The organism is Streptosporangium heterodermiicola, assembly GCF_051390675.1.
Taxonomy (GTDB): Bacteria; Actinomycetota; Actinomycetes; order Streptosporangiales; family Streptosporangiaceae; genus Streptosporangium.
In genome coordinates this window covers 21,182-37,925 of sequence record NZ_JBPJSR010000008.1, presented here as the reverse complement: position 1 = coordinate 37,925, position 16,744 = coordinate 21,182, and the positions used below count along the sequence as shown (strand labels likewise).

At 70.0% G+C, this 16,744-nt stretch carries 18 protein-coding genes; 6 read left to right on the top strand and 12 right to left on the bottom strand.

Going from position 1 to position 16,744, the window contains the following annotated elements; all coding sequences use genetic code 11:
- Positions 1–6 precede the first annotated feature (6 nt).
- Positions 7–363 (bottom strand): YciI family protein, encoded by a 357-nt coding sequence (locus tag ACSC1Q_RS18700; protein ID WP_436759983.1) that lies wholly within the window; start codon positions 361–363, stop codon positions 7–9.
- Between the two features lie 73 nt (positions 364–436).
- Positions 437–1,018, bottom strand: a complete 582-nt coding sequence (locus ACSC1Q_RS18695; protein ID WP_436759982.1) for a dihydrofolate reductase family protein — start codon at positions 1,016–1,018, stop codon at positions 437–439.
- 245 nt (positions 1,019–1,263) lie between these two features.
- Here ACSC1Q_RS18695 and ACSC1Q_RS18690 point away from each other — a divergent pair, with 245 nt between their 5' ends.
- Positions 1,264–2,262 (top strand): TIGR03564 family F420-dependent LLM class oxidoreductase, encoded by a 999-nt coding sequence (locus tag ACSC1Q_RS18690; RefSeq protein ID WP_436759981.1) that lies wholly within the window; start codon positions 1,264–1,266, stop codon positions 2,260–2,262.
- A gap of 94 nt (positions 2,263–2,356) precedes the next feature.
- Here ACSC1Q_RS18690 and ACSC1Q_RS18685 read toward each other — a convergent pair whose 3' ends face one another.
- Positions 2,357–2,974 carry a CGNR zinc finger domain-containing protein gene (locus ACSC1Q_RS18685; RefSeq protein WP_436759980.1) on the bottom strand — a complete coding sequence of 206 codons (618 nt, stop codon included), beginning with the start codon at positions 2,972–2,974 and terminating at the stop codon, positions 2,357–2,359.
- A gap of 241 nt (positions 2,975–3,215) precedes the next feature.
- On the opposite strand from ACSC1Q_RS18685, the gene ACSC1Q_RS18680 reads away from it, so the two are divergent.
- Together ACSC1Q_RS18680 and ACSC1Q_RS18675 are read left to right on the top strand one after the other, a co-directional pair.
- Positions 3,216–3,959 (top strand): metallophosphoesterase, encoded by a 744-nt coding sequence (locus tag ACSC1Q_RS18680; protein WP_436759979.1) that lies wholly within the window; start codon positions 3,216–3,218, stop codon positions 3,957–3,959.
- A 98-nt stretch (positions 3,960–4,057) separates the two neighbouring features.
- Complete coding sequence (locus tag ACSC1Q_RS18675) at positions 4,058–4,723, top strand: LysE family translocator (RefSeq protein WP_436759978.1); 666 nt, start codon at positions 4,058–4,060, stop codon at positions 4,721–4,723.
- Between the two features lie 298 nt (positions 4,724–5,021).
- On the opposite strand, the gene ACSC1Q_RS18670 is transcribed toward ACSC1Q_RS18675, so the two are convergent.
- Both ACSC1Q_RS18670 and ACSC1Q_RS18665 read right to left on the bottom strand, forming a co-directional pair.
- On the bottom strand, positions 5,022–5,636 hold the full coding sequence (locus ACSC1Q_RS18670; RefSeq protein ID WP_436760262.1) for a phosphotransferase family protein: 615 nt from the start codon (positions 5,634–5,636) through the stop codon (positions 5,022–5,024).
- Positions 5,637–6,041: 405 nt separating this feature from the next.
- On the bottom strand, positions 6,042–7,409 hold the full coding sequence (locus ACSC1Q_RS18665; RefSeq protein ID WP_436759977.1) for a helix-turn-helix domain-containing protein: 1,368 nt from the start codon (positions 7,407–7,409) through the stop codon (positions 6,042–6,044).
- Between the two features lie 148 nt (positions 7,410–7,557).
- Between ACSC1Q_RS18665 and ACSC1Q_RS18660 the strand changes: the two genes are divergently transcribed.
- Genes ACSC1Q_RS18660 through ACSC1Q_RS18650 form a run of 3 tightly spaced genes read left to right on the top strand, consistent with a single transcriptional unit; the run spans position 7,558 to position 8,479 of the window.
- The gene (locus ACSC1Q_RS18660; RefSeq protein ID WP_436759976.1) at positions 7,558–7,932 is read left to right on the top strand and encodes a hypothetical protein; all 375 of its coding nucleotides are present in this window, start codon (positions 7,558–7,560) and stop codon (positions 7,930–7,932) included.
- Complete coding sequence (locus ACSC1Q_RS18655) at positions 7,929–8,249, top strand: hypothetical protein (RefSeq protein ID WP_436759975.1); 321 nt, start codon at positions 7,929–7,931, stop codon at positions 8,247–8,249. The genes ACSC1Q_RS18660 and ACSC1Q_RS18655 overlap by 4 nt, the downstream gene beginning before the upstream one ends.
- Complete coding sequence (locus tag ACSC1Q_RS18650) at positions 8,246–8,479, top strand: hypothetical protein (RefSeq protein ID WP_436759974.1); 234 nt, start codon at positions 8,246–8,248, stop codon at positions 8,477–8,479. The genes ACSC1Q_RS18655 and ACSC1Q_RS18650 overlap by 4 nt, the downstream gene beginning before the upstream one ends.
- Before the next feature lie 109 nt (positions 8,480–8,588).
- Here the strand turns inward: ACSC1Q_RS18650 and ACSC1Q_RS18645 are convergent, their stop codons facing one another.
- The 7 genes from ACSC1Q_RS18645 to ACSC1Q_RS18615 form a co-directional block, all read right to left on the bottom strand.
- Positions 8,589–9,524 carry an aldo/keto reductase gene (locus tag ACSC1Q_RS18645; protein ID WP_436759973.1) on the bottom strand — a complete coding sequence of 312 codons (936 nt, stop codon included), beginning with the start codon at positions 9,522–9,524 and terminating at the stop codon, positions 8,589–8,591.
- A gap of 245 nt (positions 9,525–9,769) precedes the next feature.
- A complete protein-coding gene (locus ACSC1Q_RS18640) occupies positions 9,770–10,783 on the bottom strand; it encodes an ABC transporter permease (RefSeq protein ID WP_436759972.1) in 1,014 nt (337 codons plus the stop codon).
- Entirely contained in the window at positions 10,780–12,276 is a 1,497-nt protein-coding gene (locus ACSC1Q_RS18635; RefSeq protein WP_436759971.1) for a sugar ABC transporter ATP-binding protein, read from the bottom strand. The genes ACSC1Q_RS18640 and ACSC1Q_RS18635 overlap by 4 nt, the downstream gene beginning before the upstream one ends.
- A complete protein-coding gene (locus tag ACSC1Q_RS18630) occupies positions 12,276–13,340 on the bottom strand; it encodes a sugar ABC transporter substrate-binding protein (protein WP_436759970.1) in 1,065 nt (354 codons plus the stop codon). Before ACSC1Q_RS18630 ends, ACSC1Q_RS18635 begins: the two co-directional genes overlap by 1 nt.
- A 65-nt stretch (positions 13,341–13,405) precedes the next feature.
- Positions 13,406–14,152: an SDR family NAD(P)-dependent oxidoreductase gene (locus ACSC1Q_RS18625; RefSeq protein WP_436759969.1), complete on the bottom strand. Its 747-nt coding sequence runs from the start codon at positions 14,150–14,152 to the stop codon at positions 13,406–13,408.
- The gene (locus ACSC1Q_RS18620; RefSeq protein ID WP_436759968.1) at positions 14,145–15,512 is read right to left on the bottom strand and encodes an L-fuconate dehydratase; all 1,368 of its coding nucleotides are present in this window, start codon (positions 15,510–15,512) and stop codon (positions 14,145–14,147) included. Before ACSC1Q_RS18620 ends, ACSC1Q_RS18625 begins: the two co-directional genes overlap by 8 nt.
- Entirely contained in the window at positions 15,509–16,351 is an 843-nt protein-coding gene (locus tag ACSC1Q_RS18615; protein ID WP_436759967.1) for a fumarylacetoacetate hydrolase family protein, read from the bottom strand. Before ACSC1Q_RS18615 ends, ACSC1Q_RS18620 begins: the two co-directional genes overlap by 4 nt.
- Positions 16,352–16,744: the final 393 nt, after the last annotated feature.

The following is a 16,744-nucleotide window of genomic DNA, read 5'->3' as shown; positions in this document are numbered from 1 at the left end:
CGGACGTCAGCCGTCCACCTCGCCCTGGAACGGCCGCACCTCGATGGGGAGGAGGCCGATCGCCAGGGCGAGCCTGCGACCCCATTCGAGCGCGGCGTCGAGGTCGGGCGCCCTGATGACCGTGAACCCGCCGAGGTGTTCCTTGCCCTCGGCGAACGGGCCGTCGGTCATGAGCGTGTCGCCGTCCTTGACCCGGACCACGGTCGCCGTGTCCGGGGAGTGCAGGCCGCCGGAGAAGACCCACACACCGGCGGTCCTCATCTCCCGTTCCAGGGTCTCCAGGTTCCGGGTGATCGGCTCCAGCGCCTCGGGGTCGAGAGGACCTCCGCCGGGCTGGTAAACGCTGAGCAGATACTGTTTCATCGCGCGTCCCTCCTGGACGACCGGTGCGGCGCCGTCGCCGTCTTCCTACCCACCACCCGAACGGCGTCCGGGTTCACGTCCGGCCGTAGGTCGCGATCACCACACCGGTGGTGGTCGTGACGGAGTCGGTGAGCCTCAGCCCCGCGAGCGGGCCGCCCTCGGGGAAGAGACGCCGGCCCGCCCCCAGGACCAGCGGGTGGATCATGAGTTTGTACACGTCGACGAGGTCGTGCCGCATCAGCGACCGGACGAGTTCCCCGCTGCCGAGCACCGCGATGTCCGCGCCCGGCTCCTTCTTGAGCTCCGCCACGGCCTTCGCGGCGTCGCCCGCCAGCAGCGTGGAGTTGACCCACGGGAGAGGCCCGGTCAGCGTCGTCGACGCGACGTACTTGCGGGTGTTGTTCAGCACCTCGGTGAACGGGTTGGGGGCCGGCTGGTTCGGCCAGAAGGAGTGGAACCTCTCGTAGGTCAGCCTCCCGAACAGTAGCTCGGAACCCCCCATCCCCTTCGCCATCTCGCCGCCCATCACCGCGTCGTTGCCGGACGCCGCCCAGCCGCCGTGCTCGAACCCGCCGCGCACGTCCTCGTCCGGCGCGCCCGGTGCCTGCATCACCCCGTCGAGGGTGAGGTGTTCGACTACAACGATCTTCCTCATCTTCGCGATCCCATCGGCTGCCCACCGGCACCGTGCCGGCTTCTCGCCCCCTACACGAACGGCGTCCGACGGGATCGACCGTCCTTCGAAAAGATTTCCGCCCCGAGGAAGCCCCGGGCCGCCGGACGGAGGGCCCGCGACCACGGGCTCGAAGGGGAACCGGGACCTAAATGCTTTCCTCAGGCAATATATTGACTCAGTAAAGATTTCTGGCCGGGTCCCCGGCCGAACGATTGGAGTACGCCATGCGCATCGGTGTCGCACTGCCCACCGATCACACGCGGCTGTCCGCCGAAGCCAACTCCGTCGACACCCTGATCGGCGAGGTGAAGGAGCTCGCCGCCGCGGGGCTGACCTCGGCCTGGTTCACCCAGCGGTTCGACCACGACGCCATCACGGTTGCCGCGATGGCCGCGCGCGAGGTGCCCGGCATCGACGTCGGCACCGCGATCGTGCCGATCTACCCGCGACACCCGATCGCGATGTCGATGCAGGCCCAGACCGCGCAGGCGGCCGGCCACGGGCGCTTCACGCTGGGCGTCGGGATGTCGATCAGGTCGTTCGTCGAGGAGACCTACGGGATCGCGCCACACCCCAGGGTCCGGCACCTGCGGGAGTACCTGGAGGTGCTGCGCGACCTCTTCGAGAACGGCACCGCGAACCTGGACGGCGAGACGCTGGTCGCCAGGACCCCCCTGCCGATGACCGTGCCGGGCGCGCGGCCACGGGTGCCGGTGCTGGTCGCGGCGGCGGGCGAGCAGACCTTGCGCGCCGCGGGCGAGCTCGCCGACGGCGCGCTGCCGATCCTGTCCGGCCCGCGCACGCTGGCCGAGTACACCGTGCCGACCATCACCCGGTACGCGGAGGCGGCCGGGCGACCGGCACCCCGGGTCGCCGCGATCGTCTCCGGCGTGGTGACCGCCGACGTGGCGGGCGCCCGGACCCGCGCGGAGCAGAACATGGGGTACTACGGGACCATCCCGTCCTATCGCGCGGCGCTGGACCGCGAGGGCGTCGGCCACCCCGCCGAGCTGGTCGCGATCGGGGACGAGGAGCTCCTCGCGGACCAGGTGGCCGCGTACGTCGAAGCGGGCGTGACCGAACTCGTCTACACCCAGACCGCGATCGGTTCCGCGGAGGACGAGCGCCGCACCTGGAAACTGCTCGGCGAGCTGGCCGCGAGACACCGGCGCGAACCGGCCGGTGCCGGACCGGCACCCGTTCCGGGAACCGACGCGTCGTAGACGGCGTCCGTCAGCTCATCACGACTCACAGGTCAGGCCCGGCGCCTTCAGCAGCGGTTTCAGGACTGAGAGCCCGGCATCCTTAGCGGCGGTTTCACGGCTGGGAGGGGCCCGCGTCGGCTGCGGAGTGCCGTCGGTAGTGGCGGGCGGCGCGGGCCCGGTTGCCGCACGACGGCTTGCACCATTCCTGCCGTCCGTGCCGCTTGACGAAGTAGCGGACGCAGCGCGGCGCGGTGCAGGCCCGCAGGTCCTCACGTCGCGGGCCGGCCAGGAAGTCGATGGCGGCGCGGGCCAGCGCCGCGACGAGACGGAGGCGCGGGTCCTTCTCTGCCGACAGCAGCCGGGTCGCGGGCACCCCACCGGAGGGCCAGTCCAGCCGCGGGGTGACCGGTTCTCCGCCCGCGGCCGCGTTGAGACGCGCCAGAGCCTGGTCGACCGGCATGAGGCGATGGGCGTCGGCAGGACTGGGCGGACCGGGGCGGACCGCGTGGGCGAACAGTGCCCGTACCGCCTGCCGCAGGGCCACGACCTCGCTCCTGAGGCTCTCGTCGGCGGTGAGCCCGTCGGCGATGTCGCCGATGTCGCCGATGTCGCCGGCCTGCTCCCGGATCCAGCGGGCCGTTCCCTGGAGGGTGGCCAGGTCGTCGGCGACGCCGCCGTCCCCGTCGTGGCGGATCGTGCTCGCCAGCTCCAACGCCAGATAGCGCTCCACGGCCCTTCCTTCCCTTCCCTCTCCGTTCACTTCGTGAACCGAGTCGCCTCGTGAACCCGATCGCCTCGTGAACTGAGTCGCCTCGCGATTCCGGTCGCCGACCACTTGATCACATCCTCGCTCCCACCTTAAGGTTCCTAATGGAAAATAGATAATTTTCCATTAGGAACCAGGGTGCGGGCGACCGCGTACGCCGGAACGGACCGGCGGGCGATGCCCGCCGCGAGAGGGGAACGACACGATGACGACGATGCTCGCCCAGATCAGCGACCTGCACCTGGACGGCGGCGAACGGGCGACCCGGCGCGCCACCCGGATCATGGACTATCTGCGGGCCCTGCCCCGCCTCCCCGACGCCGTGCTGGTCACCGGGGACATCGCCGACCACGGCGAGGAGTCCGAGTACGAGGAGGCGGCCCGCATCCTGGCCGCCCCCTTCCCGGTGCTCACCTGCCCCGGCAACCACGACGCGCGCCCGGCCTACCGCAAGGCCCTGCTCGGGGAGGTCCCCGGCGACGGCCCCGTCAACCGGGTCCACCACGTCTCCGGCACCGCCGTCCTGATGTGCGACTCCACCATCCCGGGCCGCGACGAGGGACACCTCGACGCCGAGACCCTCGAATGGATCGACACCACTCTCACCGGCCTGTCCCGGGACACCCCGGCGCTGATCGCCTTCCACCAGCCACCGGTCGCGCTCCACCACCCGCTGCCCGACTCCTCGGCGCTCCAGCGGCCCGAGCGGCTGGCCGCCCTGCTCGACGCGCACCCGGAGGTCGTCGCCGTCCTCACCGGCCACGCCCACACCGCGGCCGTCTCCACCTTCGCCGCGCGCCCGCTGATCGCCGGACCGGCCGTGACCTGGACCCTGCGCCTGCCCTGGGAGGGCGAGGAGGTCGCGGACCTCGACCAGCCGCCCGGCCTGGCCTTCCACATCCTGGACGACGACCGGCGTCTCACCACCCACTACCGCGTCGTGCCCTGACCCCCTCCCGTCCTTTCCTCAACAACTCCTCTCCCTTCTCCCGACGACTCCTCTTCCGGCTTTCCCGCCCAGTGGCGGCTCTCGATCCCGGAGACTCTGTGGTCCATCCCTACGCCGTCGCCGGGTTCCTGGTGGCGCTCCTCCCGCTGATCGCCACCCCCGGAGCGAGCCTGGCCCTGCTGGTCAGGCAGGTCGCCGAGGGGGGCCGCGGCCGGGCCGTACCCGTCATCCTCGGCACGGTCACCGGCCTGTACGTCCACGCCGGGCTCGCCATGGCCGGGCTGTCCGCCCTCGTCATGCACTCCAGCCAGGCGTTCACCGCCGTCAAGCTCGCCGGGGCGGCCTACCTCGTCGGCCTGGGCGTCTGGACCTGGCTTTCGGCCGTGTCTCCCGTGTCTCCCGTGTCTCCCGCATCCCCTGCGTCCTCCGCGTTCCCGGCGCCCTCCCGGCCGCGCCGGCGGCTGCCGGAACTCTCCGGCTCCGCGTACCTTCAAGCCCTCCTCGCCAACGTCCTCAACCCCAAGGCGGCCTCCGTCTACCTGACCCTGATGCCGCAGTTCATCGCCCCCGGCGAGCCTCTCGACGGCCAGGTCCTCGCCCTGGCCACCGCCCACGCGCTGCTGATCGCGCTCTGGCTCCTCGGGTGGACGATCCTCGTCGGCAGGGCCGCACCCGCCCTGCGGAGCCCCCGCTTCAGAAACGCCAGCGCCAAGGTCACGGCGGTCGTGCTCGTCGCCCTCGGCATCCGTTCCGCCACGGCCTAGCGCCGGGACCTCAACGGTTCCGTGACGAGCTTCATAAGTAGGCGTTGGCCGTAGGACTGAACATCAGCGCCATGACGGCGAGGACGGCCGCGAGATGAAACGCTCCACCTTCCCAAACAGACCGCCGACAACGGAGCGACAGGTCTCAATCTTTATCGATCGCGGATACGGCCGACCCGGCGCAGGTCCTGGACGAGCGCCGCCATGGCGTGGAGCCGTTCGGCCTCAAGCATCAACCGTGTCCTCCCCTGACGTGCGTGAACAGTACTTCCCGACCCGTGCGCGAACCGTTTTCTCATCAACTCAGCGGTCGCCAGTACCTCCACGGACGGGGACCGCTCTCGCCTCGGATCGCGGCCAGCCGGGAGGTCGCCTCCCCGCGCGTCGCGGGGTTTTCCATACCGATCTGGGCTGCCATGGTGACCATGCGAAGCTCACGGATGTCGCGCAGGACGGGAAAACCCTCCCAGCTCATGACGTCGTGGCCGTAGATCGCGACGAACTCGGTGTACTGGGCTTCGGAGATCCCGCCGAGTGTGTCGTACTTGACCGCCGTGGACACCAGATCCCACTCCGGCGGCCCGAGGGCGCTGCGCTCGAAGTCGGCCAGGACCGCACGACCGTCGCCGATCGACAACACGTTGCCGACCCAGGCGTCCCCGTGCACCACGCAGTGCGGCAGTCCCGGCGGCAGCTCGGCGTACCCTCGCTCAAGGTCTTCCAACCGCTCGCGCAGCCAGTCGCGCTCTTCGGGAGTGAGCATCTCGGCCTGTCGATCCGCTGGGCGAGCTGTACGAACGGGGCCAGCGGAGGAAGCTCGAAATGCGCCGGAGGGGTCAGACCGTGCAGCATCCTCAGCGCGGCGGCGACGTCCACGGAGGTGCCGTACTCGTGGGGTGGCGACTCCCGCCAGAACGTCACCGCCCTGCCGTCCACCCCGACCGGCTGATCCAGGTCGGGGACGACCTGTACGGCGGGCACCCCGGAGGTCTCCAGCCAGCGGGCTACGCGCACCTCCTTCGTGGCGGTCTGGAGCCGCCCCTCCCGCGTGACCCGTGCGACGACCCCTTTCGGCAGCCGGTAGATGGCGTTCTCGCTGAAGCGGATGGGCTCCGCGCCGGACACGTCGATCCCGGCCTGACGGCAGGCGGTACGCAAAGCGTTCAGTATGGCGTCCCGTGGAGCGTTCACCCGTAGACCTTCGGTTCCGGTGTGAGAGGTGTCCACGTTCAGGGGAAGGCTCTCTCTCCGGCGTCGAACACCGCAGTCCCGCTGATTACCAGCAGCTTACGGTCGGTTGTCGCAGAGGGGGCAGGGGTCAGGCCGACCGGTACCCCGTCGTCAGGACGCGCAGTTCCCGTACGGCGGGCAAGGCACGCGCCTTCTCGGGAGCGACGTCCGACACGATGCGGGCCGTGGCCTTGACCCGGACATCCCACCGTGTCGCCGGGAGCGCCTCCACGAGGCTCAACGCCTGTTGCGCGCCTTGTTCCGGATCCGTACGGGCATGCAGTGCCGCGCTGTGCAGGGCCATCAGAACCGACGTACGGTGCTCCGGCGGATATAGGCCTTCGGCGGCGCTCTGCGCTTCGGCGGCTCGCTTGGCATCTCCGGCGAGCGTGTAGATCAAACTCCGGTCGAAGTACGTTCCGCACAGTGCCCAGTTGGAATCCAGGCCGATGATCTGAGATGGAAACCGGTCGAATACGTCCTCGGCCTCGCGCAGGATGGCCATCGCTTCGGCATGGCGGCCCAACGTGGCGAGAGTCTGAGCTTCGGCGCAGAGAGCGGCCACGAGGGGCACACTGGGACGATCCCCGGCGAGACGGCTGGCCCGCTGAGCCAGGAGAAGTACGTCGTCGAGATTTTCACCCGGGTCCGTTCTCCGGTAGAGCACTTCCCTGCCTGTCAGCCAGGCTGCCAGCAAGGTGTCCCCGGAGCGCTCGCTCAAGCTCCGGGTCTTCCCCCACCAGCGGCGCGCCTCGCGACGGTTTCCCAGGTCGAACCACTTCCCCGCGATCAGGGACGCGTGCCGTGCGGCGGCGTGGGCGAGGTCGCGTTGCACCGGCTCGGGCTGCGCCCGGCTCAGGTGAGGGGCCATGTCGGCGAAGTCGGCGGCCAGTCCGGCGAGGACGACGGCGGGCGGATCGACGTACGCCCGCTGGGCATGGAGGTCGGCGGCGTCCTCCCAGTCGTCGATCATCTCCTGTGACACGCTCGCACCGGAGATGCGGGGTTCGGACGCCTGCCAGGCGTCCGTCAGCGTGGCCAGCACGGGCGCCACCGCGCCGCCGACAGCGACGGCGGCGGCGTCCCGCATCAGTCGTCTGCGCTCCATGTCCCCGCCCTCATCACACGTTGAGGCTTTTGCATCGACTGCTTCGACGGTACCCCTTCGCAGCCGATCGGTCTCGGCCATGGCCGCACGAAGCGCCTGTGTCACGAGTTCGCCTCCCGCGCCGAGTTCGGCGTCGAGAAGGGTGATCGCCTCGAATGACGGGCGGTTCTTCCCCTGCTCCCATTTGGCGATGAGCGAGTAGTCCCACCGGATCCGATCGGCGAGACCGCGCAGGCTCAGCTCGCGCCGCTCCCGCCAGGTCCGCAGGGCACGGCCGAACTCCTGCCAGCCCGCCGAGCTCTTCGATGTCGATTGTCCGGTCACGTCCGCCCTCGCGATCCGTTGCACATGTTGCATTACCCCCGACGCAACCCTGTGCGTCTTTTCCCATGCGCTGAGTCACTTCGACTATGGCACCGGTAAGCGTCATACGAAGCGAAACTCCGCAGGCGCATAAGGTCATGCGGGGTTCCCCGATCGCGAAGAGGTGCGATCCATGGACAACCGCGAATCCGTCCCGCCCTGCGTTGACGAAACCACCGTCCAGGCTCATGACGAAGCCCTGGCGGTCGTGCAACGCCTTCTCACCGAACGGGGCATCCGCGCCCACCGCCATCACACGATCAGCCTCGGGCTCTTCACCGTTCCTGAGACCGCGTGGCCCGGCCGTCCTCCGCTTCGGTCGTGGATGAACCGCCATCCGCCCGAGTTGGCCGTGATCGGCCCCCGGGGGCGGGACGCCACCGTGACCGTCGGGGCGTGTTCCGGTTGCTATCTGGTGGCTGCGCGCGACAACGCTACGGAGACGGTCCGGTGTGACGAACCGGAAAGGGTCCTGGATCTCATCCTCGCGATGGGATGTACGCCATGACCGCGCCCGCGACGTACGGGTCGGCGGCGGTGGACGCGGCGGAGAGGCTCCGGGAGGCCCTGGCGGGTTACGAGATCGTCGCCGACGTGCACGACGGTTACGGGCCGGCGCTGGTGTCGGTCGGGGTGGGCCTGGTGGTGTGGTGCAACGGGGAGCGGTTCTGGTGGCACACCGGATGGAACGCCGAACGTCGGCGCGCTGTCCACGCCTCGCAGGAGGCGGCCGAACCCGGCCGGGCCGCCCGGCGGATCGCGTTCCACCACACCCGCCTGTGTGAGGCGGCTCCGCCCGCGCCGGGCACCGGGAGCCCGCTGTGACCTTGGCGGAACTGACGAGGCTCCACGGACGCACCTGGACGATCGCGGAGGCGGTCGGGGGCGGCTGGTACGCCGTGCGGCGCGCGGACATGTCGGCGTACGGGCTTGAGCACGGCCTGTCCAACATCCGGTGCGGGACGACCCTGGCCGAACTGGCCCGTCGCCTGGACACGGAGACACGGCTGGAGAACCAGCCCTGGCGACGCGTACCGCTGAGGGCAGCGCCGTGACACAACACGTAGACGGGCACGACGTCGCAGGTCCAGAGAGGAACAGCGCTTCCGCGCCCCGGCTCCGGTCCCGAGCCAGACATCGGATCAGCCTGATGCCTGGCTGCGCTCAGGGAATCAGGCCCTCGGTGGCCAGGTCGGTCCACAAGGATTCGGGGACGGGCTTGGCGGTCAGCTCCGTGTTGCGGGCTACCTCGGCGGCTGAGCGGGCGCCGATGACGACGCTCGCGACGGCCGGGTGGCGCAGGGGGAAGGCGAGGGCCGCCTGGGGGAGGGTGACGTCGTGGCGTTCGCAGACGGCGGCGATGCGGCGGGCGCGCTCAAGGAGCGGGCCGGGGGCGGGGGCGTAGTCGTAGGTGCCCGACGGGTCGTGGGTGGCGAGCAGGCCGCTGTTGAACACCCCGGCGGCGAACACCGAGACGCCGCGCTCGGCGCACAGCGGCAGCAGCTCGTCCTCGCCCGACTGGTCGAGGAGGGTGTAGCGCCCGGCGAGCATGACCATGTCGACGCCGGTCTCGCGGACGAACCGGGCGAGCATCGCCGCCTGGTTCATGCCGACCCCGACGGCCTTGACGACGCCCTGGTCGCGCAGTTCGGCCAGGGCCGGGTACGCCTCGGAGACGGCCTGCTCCCAGTGGTCGTCCGGGTCGTGGATGAGGACGATGTCGACCGCGTCGAGGCCGAGCCGCTCCAGGCTCTCCTCCAGCGACCGCAGCACCCCGTCGCGCGAGAAGTCCCACACCCGGCGCAGGTCGGCGGGGACGTCGAAGCCCTGGTCGTCCCGGCCGAAGGGTCCCTCGCCGGTGGCGGGCACGAGCAGGCGGCCGACCTTGGTGGACAGGGTGTAGGAGTCGCGGGGCCGCTCCGCGAGGGCCGCGCCGAGCCGCCGTTCCGACAGGCCGAGCCCGTAGTGGGGGGCGGTGTCGAACACGCGGATCCCCGCCTCGTAGGCCGCGTCCACCGCCGCGCGCGCCGTGTCCTCGCCGACCTCCGAGAACAGGTTCCCGATCGGGGCCGTGCCGAAGCCGTACCTGCTGACCTGCACCGCTCGCTCCGTCCGTTCTGTACGGCTTCATGTTTCTCGTGCCGCTTGATGTATTTGTAGTGCTTCACACTCTGCGCTTCACGCCCTGCGCCTCACGTCTCGCGGGGGCCTCACTTTCCCGTCCGGGCCGTCCGGGCCCCGTACCCGTACGTAATGAGTACCGGCCCCGCGCAAGCGTCGCGCCCGTACGGCCTCCTCCTCCGTACGGGCTGCGCGTCCACGTGGCTCAAGCCACTGTCAAAGCGTCAATCTTGGGCCTTGCCGCCCGCCAGGCGGCTGATCATCAGGGCGACCAGGATGATCGAGCCGTAGACGAGCTGCTTCCACTCGCCGGGGACGCCCTTCAGGGTGAGGATGTTCTCGACGAGGCCGATCACCAGGACGCCGGTGAGCGCGCCGAGGATCGTACCCTTGCCGCCGTCCATGCTGACGCCGCCGATGACGGCCGCGGCGAAGGCCATGAAGATCCAGCCGACGCCCTGGTTGGCGCTGATGCCGCCCAGGCGGCCGGTCTCCAGCACTCCGGCGAGCGCGGCGACGATCCCGCCGATGACGAAGACGACCCAGACGACCCGCTCGACCCTGATACCGGCCGCGCGGGCGGCGTCGGCGTTGCCGCCGATGGCGTAGAGCGAGCGGCCGCCCCGGAAGTAGCCGAGGGCGACGATGGCCACCGCGAAGAGGACGCCGGTGATCCAGATGGCCGCCGGCAGGCCCAGCCAGTTGGCGCTGCCGAGGTAGAGGAACGACTCGGGCAGCTCGAACAGGCTCTTGCCCTGGGTGAGTCCCAGCTGGAGGCCGTGCACGACGATCATCATGGCCAGCGTGACGATGAAGGCCGACAGCTGGAACCGCAGGATCAGGAAGCCGTTGAAGGCGCCGACCAGGCCGCCGACCAGCAGGCACAGCGGGATGGCGAGGATGCCGGGCAGCTCCAGGCCGAATCCTCCGGCCGCCACCGGGATGACCAGCATCACGCCGACGGCGGGCGCCATGCCGACCGTGGACTCCAGCGACAGGTCGAACTTGCCCGCGATCAGGATCAGCGCCTCGGCGAGGACCACCAGCGCCAGGGCCGACTGCTGCTGCAGCACGTTGGTCAGGTTGCCCGTGGTGAGGAAGACCGGGTCCACGAAGGAACCGGCGATCAGCAGAACGACGATCACCGGGACCAGGGTGAGGTCGCGGAACCGTCCGAGCTGGATGCGACGGCCCTGTGGGGCCGCCAGCACGGGCGGGGGGGTCTTTGTCGTGGTCATGAGTGGTCGATACCTTCCATCGCCGCCACCAGCTCGTTGTCGGTCCAGCCGCGCGGCACGTCCTTGACGATCCTGCCGTGGAACATGACGAGGACGCGATCGCAGATTCGCAGGTCGTCGAGCTCGTCGGAGACCAGTACGGCCCCCGCTCCCCGCTCGGCCGCGTCCTCCACGGCGCCGAGCAGGGAGTGCTTGGCCTTGACGTCCACCCCGGCGGTCGGGTTGATGACCACGAGCGCGTTCGGGTCGTCGGCGAGCGCCCTGGCCAGCACCACCTTCTGGGCGTTGCCACCGGACAGGTCGGCCACCGGCTGGTCGGGGCCCGTCGTCTTGATGTCCAGCAGGTCGATCATCCTGGCGCCGCGCTCGCGGCGGCGGGCCGGGGAGACCACGCCGTAGCGGCCGAGCTTGTGCGCGATCGGGATGGTCGCGTTCTCGGCGATCGACAGCAGCGGCACGAACCCCTGGTGGTGCCTGTCCTGGGGGACGAACCCGAGCCCGGCGCGGAGCGCGGAGGGCACGTCGCCCTGCCTGATGTCGGTGCCGTTGACGGCGACCTTCCCGGTGTCGGCCCGGTGCAGGCCGACCAGGGTCTCGGCGAGGCCGACCTTGCCGCTGCTGCCGGAACCGGCGAGGCCCACGATCTCCCCCGCCCTGACGGAGAGGTCCACGTCCTCGTACCGTCCGGCGAGGCTGAGCGCCGTCGCGGACAGCACCACGGGGGCCGTGGGGGCGATCGTCCGGTTGCGGTACTCGTAGGCGGCGGTGGCCTCGCCGGTCATCGCGTCCACGAGCTGGTCGTGGGGCAGGTCGCCGACCGTGGCGGTGACGATGTGCCGGGCGTCGCGGAAGACCGAGACGCTCTGGCAGATCTCGTACACCTCCTCCAGGTGGTGGGAGATGAACATCATCGTGACGCCCTGCTCGCGCAGGGAGCGCATCCGGTCGAAGAGCCGCTGGATGGCGGGGCCGTCGAGCTGCGCGGTGGGCTCGTCCAGGATGATGAACCGGGCGCCGAACGACAGCGCCCTGGCGATCTCCAGCAGCTGGCGCTGCTCGACCCCCAGGTCTCCCGCCATGGTCTCCGCGTCGACGTCCACGCCGTACTGCTCAAGGAGCTGGCGGGCCCGCGTGCGAAGGCTCCGCCAGCTGATCCTGCCCCGCTCTGTCTGGCGGTTCAGGAAGAGGTTCTCCGCGACGGACAGGGTGGGGATGATCGTCGACTTCTGGTAGACGCACGCGACCCTCTGCCGCCAGGCGTCCCGGTCGGCCGGCGACGGCGCGGGCTGCCCGGCGAAGCGGACCTCGCCCTCGTCGGGACGCTGGAGCCCGGTCAGGATCGACACCAGCGTGGACTTGCCCGCGCCGTTCCTGCCGACGAGCGCGTGCGTCTCCCCCTCGGTGATGGCGATCCCGGCACCGTTGAGCGCGGTGGTCGGGCCGAAGCGCTTGGTGATCCCAAGCGCCTCGACTGCCTTGACGGAAGATGTCATCACTTGACCTGGTTACCCCAGAGAGCCTGGTCGTCCACGTTCTCCTTGGTGACCAGCGGAGCGGGGAGCTGGTCCTCAAGACCGTTCGGCAGCTGGATGATCGTGCTGTCGTGGTCCGTCGGGCCGGGCTGGAAGGTCTTGCCCTCGGCGGCGGCCTTGGCGTAGAAGAGCGCGTACTTGGCGTAGAGGTCGGCCGGCTGGGAGACCGTGGCGTCGATCTCGCCCTTGCGGATCGCCTCGAACTCCTGCGGGATGCCGTCGTTGGAGACCACGAAGACGTGCTTGGGGTCCTCCGGCGGCACGATCAGGCCCTTGGCCTTGAGCACCTGCAGGGTGGGGGCGAGGTGGACGCCTCCGGCGTGCATGTAGACACCCTTGATGTCCGGGTGCTGCTCAAGACGGGTCTGGAGCATGGAGGCGGCCTTCGTGCCCTCCCACTCGGTCGGCTCCTCGAAGACCGTGATGCCGGGGAACTTGTCCTTCATGCAGCCGCGGAACGCCTCGGCCCTGTCACGGCCGTTGATCGACGAGAGCGCGCCCATGAGCTGGACGACCTTGCCCTTGCCGCCGAGCTTCTCGCCGAGGAACTCGCAGGCCTGCGTGCCGTACGCCTTGTTGTCGGCGCGCACGACCATGTAGACCTTGCCCTTGTCGGGGCGGGTGTCCACGGTGACGACGGGGATGTTCTTGCCCTCCAGCGTCTGCAGCGTGGAGGCGATGGCGCCGGTGTCCTGCGGGGCCATCACGATCACCTTGGCGCCCTGGCCGGTGAGGGCTTGGGTGTTGGCGACCAGCTTGGCCACGTCGTTCTGCGAGTTGGTCGGCGGCATCAGGTCGACGCCCAGCTCGGTCGCCATCTGGGGGACGTACTTGTTGTACGAGTTCCAGAAGTCGGAGTCGGTGCGGGGGAAGTCGATGCCGACCTTGCCGCCCGCGGGGGCGGCGGCGGACGCGTCACCGGACGGCTGGGCCGCGGTGGTGGCGGGCTCCGACGATCCGCAGGCGGAGAGGGTGAAGGAGATCGCGAGCAGTGCCGCACCTGTCGCCGCGGGTCCGATTTTCATACTGTTGCCTCGATTCAAAGCTATATGGGGGGTGAACTATTTCTCGACCGACGCGTGGAGCCCGGTCATGATTTCGGTCGGAGCCGAAGCCCCTGCATCCCACCGTCCACGGCCAGGGCCGTGCCGGTGGTGGCCGCCGCGAGCGGGCTCGCGAGGTAGGCGATCGCCGCGGCGACCTCGGGTGCGCTCACCAGGCGGCCCGTCGGCTGACGGGCCTCCAGGGCCGCCCGCTCGGCCGCCGGGTCCTCGGCCGCGTCGAGCAGCCGCTGCACCCAGGGGGTGTCGGCGGTGCCGGGGTTGACGCAGTTGACCCGGATGCCCTCGCGGACGTGGTCGGCCGCCATCGCCAGGGTCAGCGACAGGATGGCCCCCTTGGACGCGCTGTAGAGCGCCCGCTGGGGCAGGCCCGCCGTCGCCGCGATCGAGCAGGTGTTGACGATCGCGGCGTGCGCCGAGCGGCGCAGGTGCGGCAGGCTCGCCCGGGTAACCCGGACGATGCCCAGGACGTTGACGTCCAGGACCCTGGACCACTCCTCGTAGGGGTTGTCCTCGACGGTCCCGGCGGCGCCGATCCCGGCGTTGTTGACCAGGATGTCCAGGCCGCCGAGCTGTTCGACGGCCTGGGCGACGGCCGCGCCGACCGCCTCCTCGTCGGTGACGTCCGCCTTGACCTCGATGAACGGGCCGCCGGAGGAGTTGACGTCGAGGGAGGCCACTCTCGCGCCCCGCTCGGCCAGCAGGGTGGCGGTGGCCAGGCCGATGCCGGAGCCGCCGCCGGTGACCAGGGCGCGCAGGCCGTCGAGCTCACCCATTGAGGGACCTCCATACCGGGCCGTCGGGGTAGGTGTAGTCGATGATCGAGGCGGCGTGCATCGCCGCTCCGAAACCGGGCCGGCCCGGCGCGGCGTAGGCGCCGTTCTCGATCACCACGGGATCGATGAAGTGCTCGTGGAGGTGGTCGACGTACTCGATCACCTTGCCCTCCATCGAGCCGCTGACCGCGACGTAGTCGAACATCGACAGGTGCTGCACCAGCTCGCACAGGCCGACCCCGCCCGCGTGCGGACAGACCGGGACGCCGAACTTGGCGGCGAGCAGCAGGATCGCGACGTTCTCGTTCACGCCCGCGACGCGGGCCGCGTCGATCTGCAGGTAGGAGATCGCGCCGGCCTGCAGGAGCTGCTTGAAGACCATGCGGTTCTGGACGTGCTCGCCGGTGGCCACCGGGATGGGCGCGATGCCCCGGGCGATGGCGGCGTGGCCGAGCACGTCGTCGGGGCTGGTCGGCTCCTCCACCCAGTGCGGGCGGAACTCCGCGAGGGCGTTCACCCAGGCGATGGCGGTGTCGACGTCCCAGCGCTGGTTGGCGTCGATCGCGATGGGGAAGTCCTCGCCGCAGGTCTCGCGGGCGATGCGCATCCGCCGCCTGTCGTCCTCCAGGTCGGCGCCGACCTTCAGCTTGATCTGGGTGAAGCCCTCGTCCATCGCCTCCTTGCACAGGCGGCGCAGCTTGTCGTCGCCGTAGCCGAGCCAGCCGGGGGAGGTCGTGTAGGCCGGGTAGCCGTGCTCGCGCAGGTGGGCCACGCGCTCGCGCCTGCCGGGTTCGGCGGCGCGCAGGATGTCCAGCGCCTCCTGCGGGGTGAGCGCGTCGGTGAGGTAGCGGAAGTCGACGAGCGCGACGAGCTCCTCGGGGGACATCTCGGCGAGCAGCAGCCAGAGCGGCTTGCCCGCCCGCTTGGCCTTGAGGTCCCAGAGCGCGTTGACCACGGCGGAGATCGCCATGTGCATGACGCCCTTCTCCGGGCCGAGCCAGCGCAGCTGGGAGTCGTGGACCATGTCCTTCCAGAGCGTGCCCATGTCCTCGACGTCCCTGCCGAGCACGTACGGCTCCAGGGCCCTGATCGCGGCGGTCTGCACCTCGTTGCCGCGCCCGATGGTGAAGGCGAAGCCGTGGCCCTCGAACCCGTCGTCGGTCCGCAGGACCAGGTAGGCGGCCGAGTAGTCGGGGTCGGGGTTCATCGCGTCGGAGCCGTCGAGCTCCAGCGAGGTGGGGAAGCGGATGTCGTGGGTCTCCATCGAGGTGATGCGGTACGCGCCCACCCCGGCCAGGACTCCCTCTGCCGCCTCCACCGCGCCACCCGTCTCCTCGCGGGTGTCGATGATGTCGCTCATGCCTGCCCCACGGTCTGTCGCTGGCTCCCGAGGCCGTCGATCTCCAGCTCCATGATCTGCCCGGCCCGCAGGTAGGGCTTGTCGGGCAGGCCGAGCGCGACGCCCGCCGGGGTGCCGGTGTTGATGAGGTCGCCGGGTTCGAGGACCATGAACCGGCTGAGGTAGCGGACGACCTCCGCCACCGTGAAGATCATGTTCTTGGTGTCGCCGTTCTGGAACTGCGCGCCGTCCACCCACAGCCGCAGGCCCAGGGACTGCGGGTCGGCGATCTCGTCGGCGGTGACCAGCCAGGGGCCGAGCGGGTTGAAGGTCTCGCAGGACTTGCCCTTGTCCCACTGGCCGCCGCGCTCCAGCTGGAACTCGCGCTCGGAGACGTCGTTGGAGATGGCGTAGCCCGCGATCTTGGACAGCGCCTCCTCGTGCGTCTCGACGTAGCGGGTCGTCTCGCCGATGACGACGGCGAGCTCGACCTCCCAGTCGGTCTTCACGCTCTCCCTGGGGATGAGCACCTCGTCGTCGGGCCCGACGATCGTGTTGGGGGCCTTCATGAAGATGATCGGCTCGGCCGGGATCGCGGCGTTCGTCTCCTCCGCGTGGTCGCGGTAGTTGAGCCCGATGCACACGATCTTCCCTGGCCGCGCGATCGGGGGGCCGATCCGCAGCCCCTCGGCGTCCAGCACGGGAAGCTCGTCCCGCTCCAGCGCCTCTCGGACACGAGCCACTCCCCCGGAAGCGAAGAAAGCCCCGTCGATCTCTTCCGAGATTTCGCGGAGGTTACCGGCCCCGTCCAGGACGGCCGGTCGCTCCTGGCCGACGGGTCCCACTCGCAGCAGCTTCACACCGCACCCTTCGTTGATACATCGGATGTCTTGTCTCGTGATGCTGAACGACGCCGAACCTCGGTGTCAACCCCTCACAGGCCGATACGTCCGATCCGTTATCGAGGAGAAACCGCAGCTTGCAGGGGTTATACCGGATCCCTCCCGAACTTTGACCTCCGGTCATCGGATTTCCTCGCGCGGGCGGAAACGGAGATCATCTAGGACGTTCGCGGTGGTGAAAGGCACAAAAGTGATCAATCGTCGATAAACATCGGAGGATGAGGCTTGTTACGGCGGAATTTCGGTGCTATCTCCTTGAAACAGTCCCGCCCTGTGATCGGAGGAATCCGTTGCCCCGCCCCCCACGACGCCGTCTAGGTGTCGCCCTCCTTGCCGCCCTTACCCTCGCCA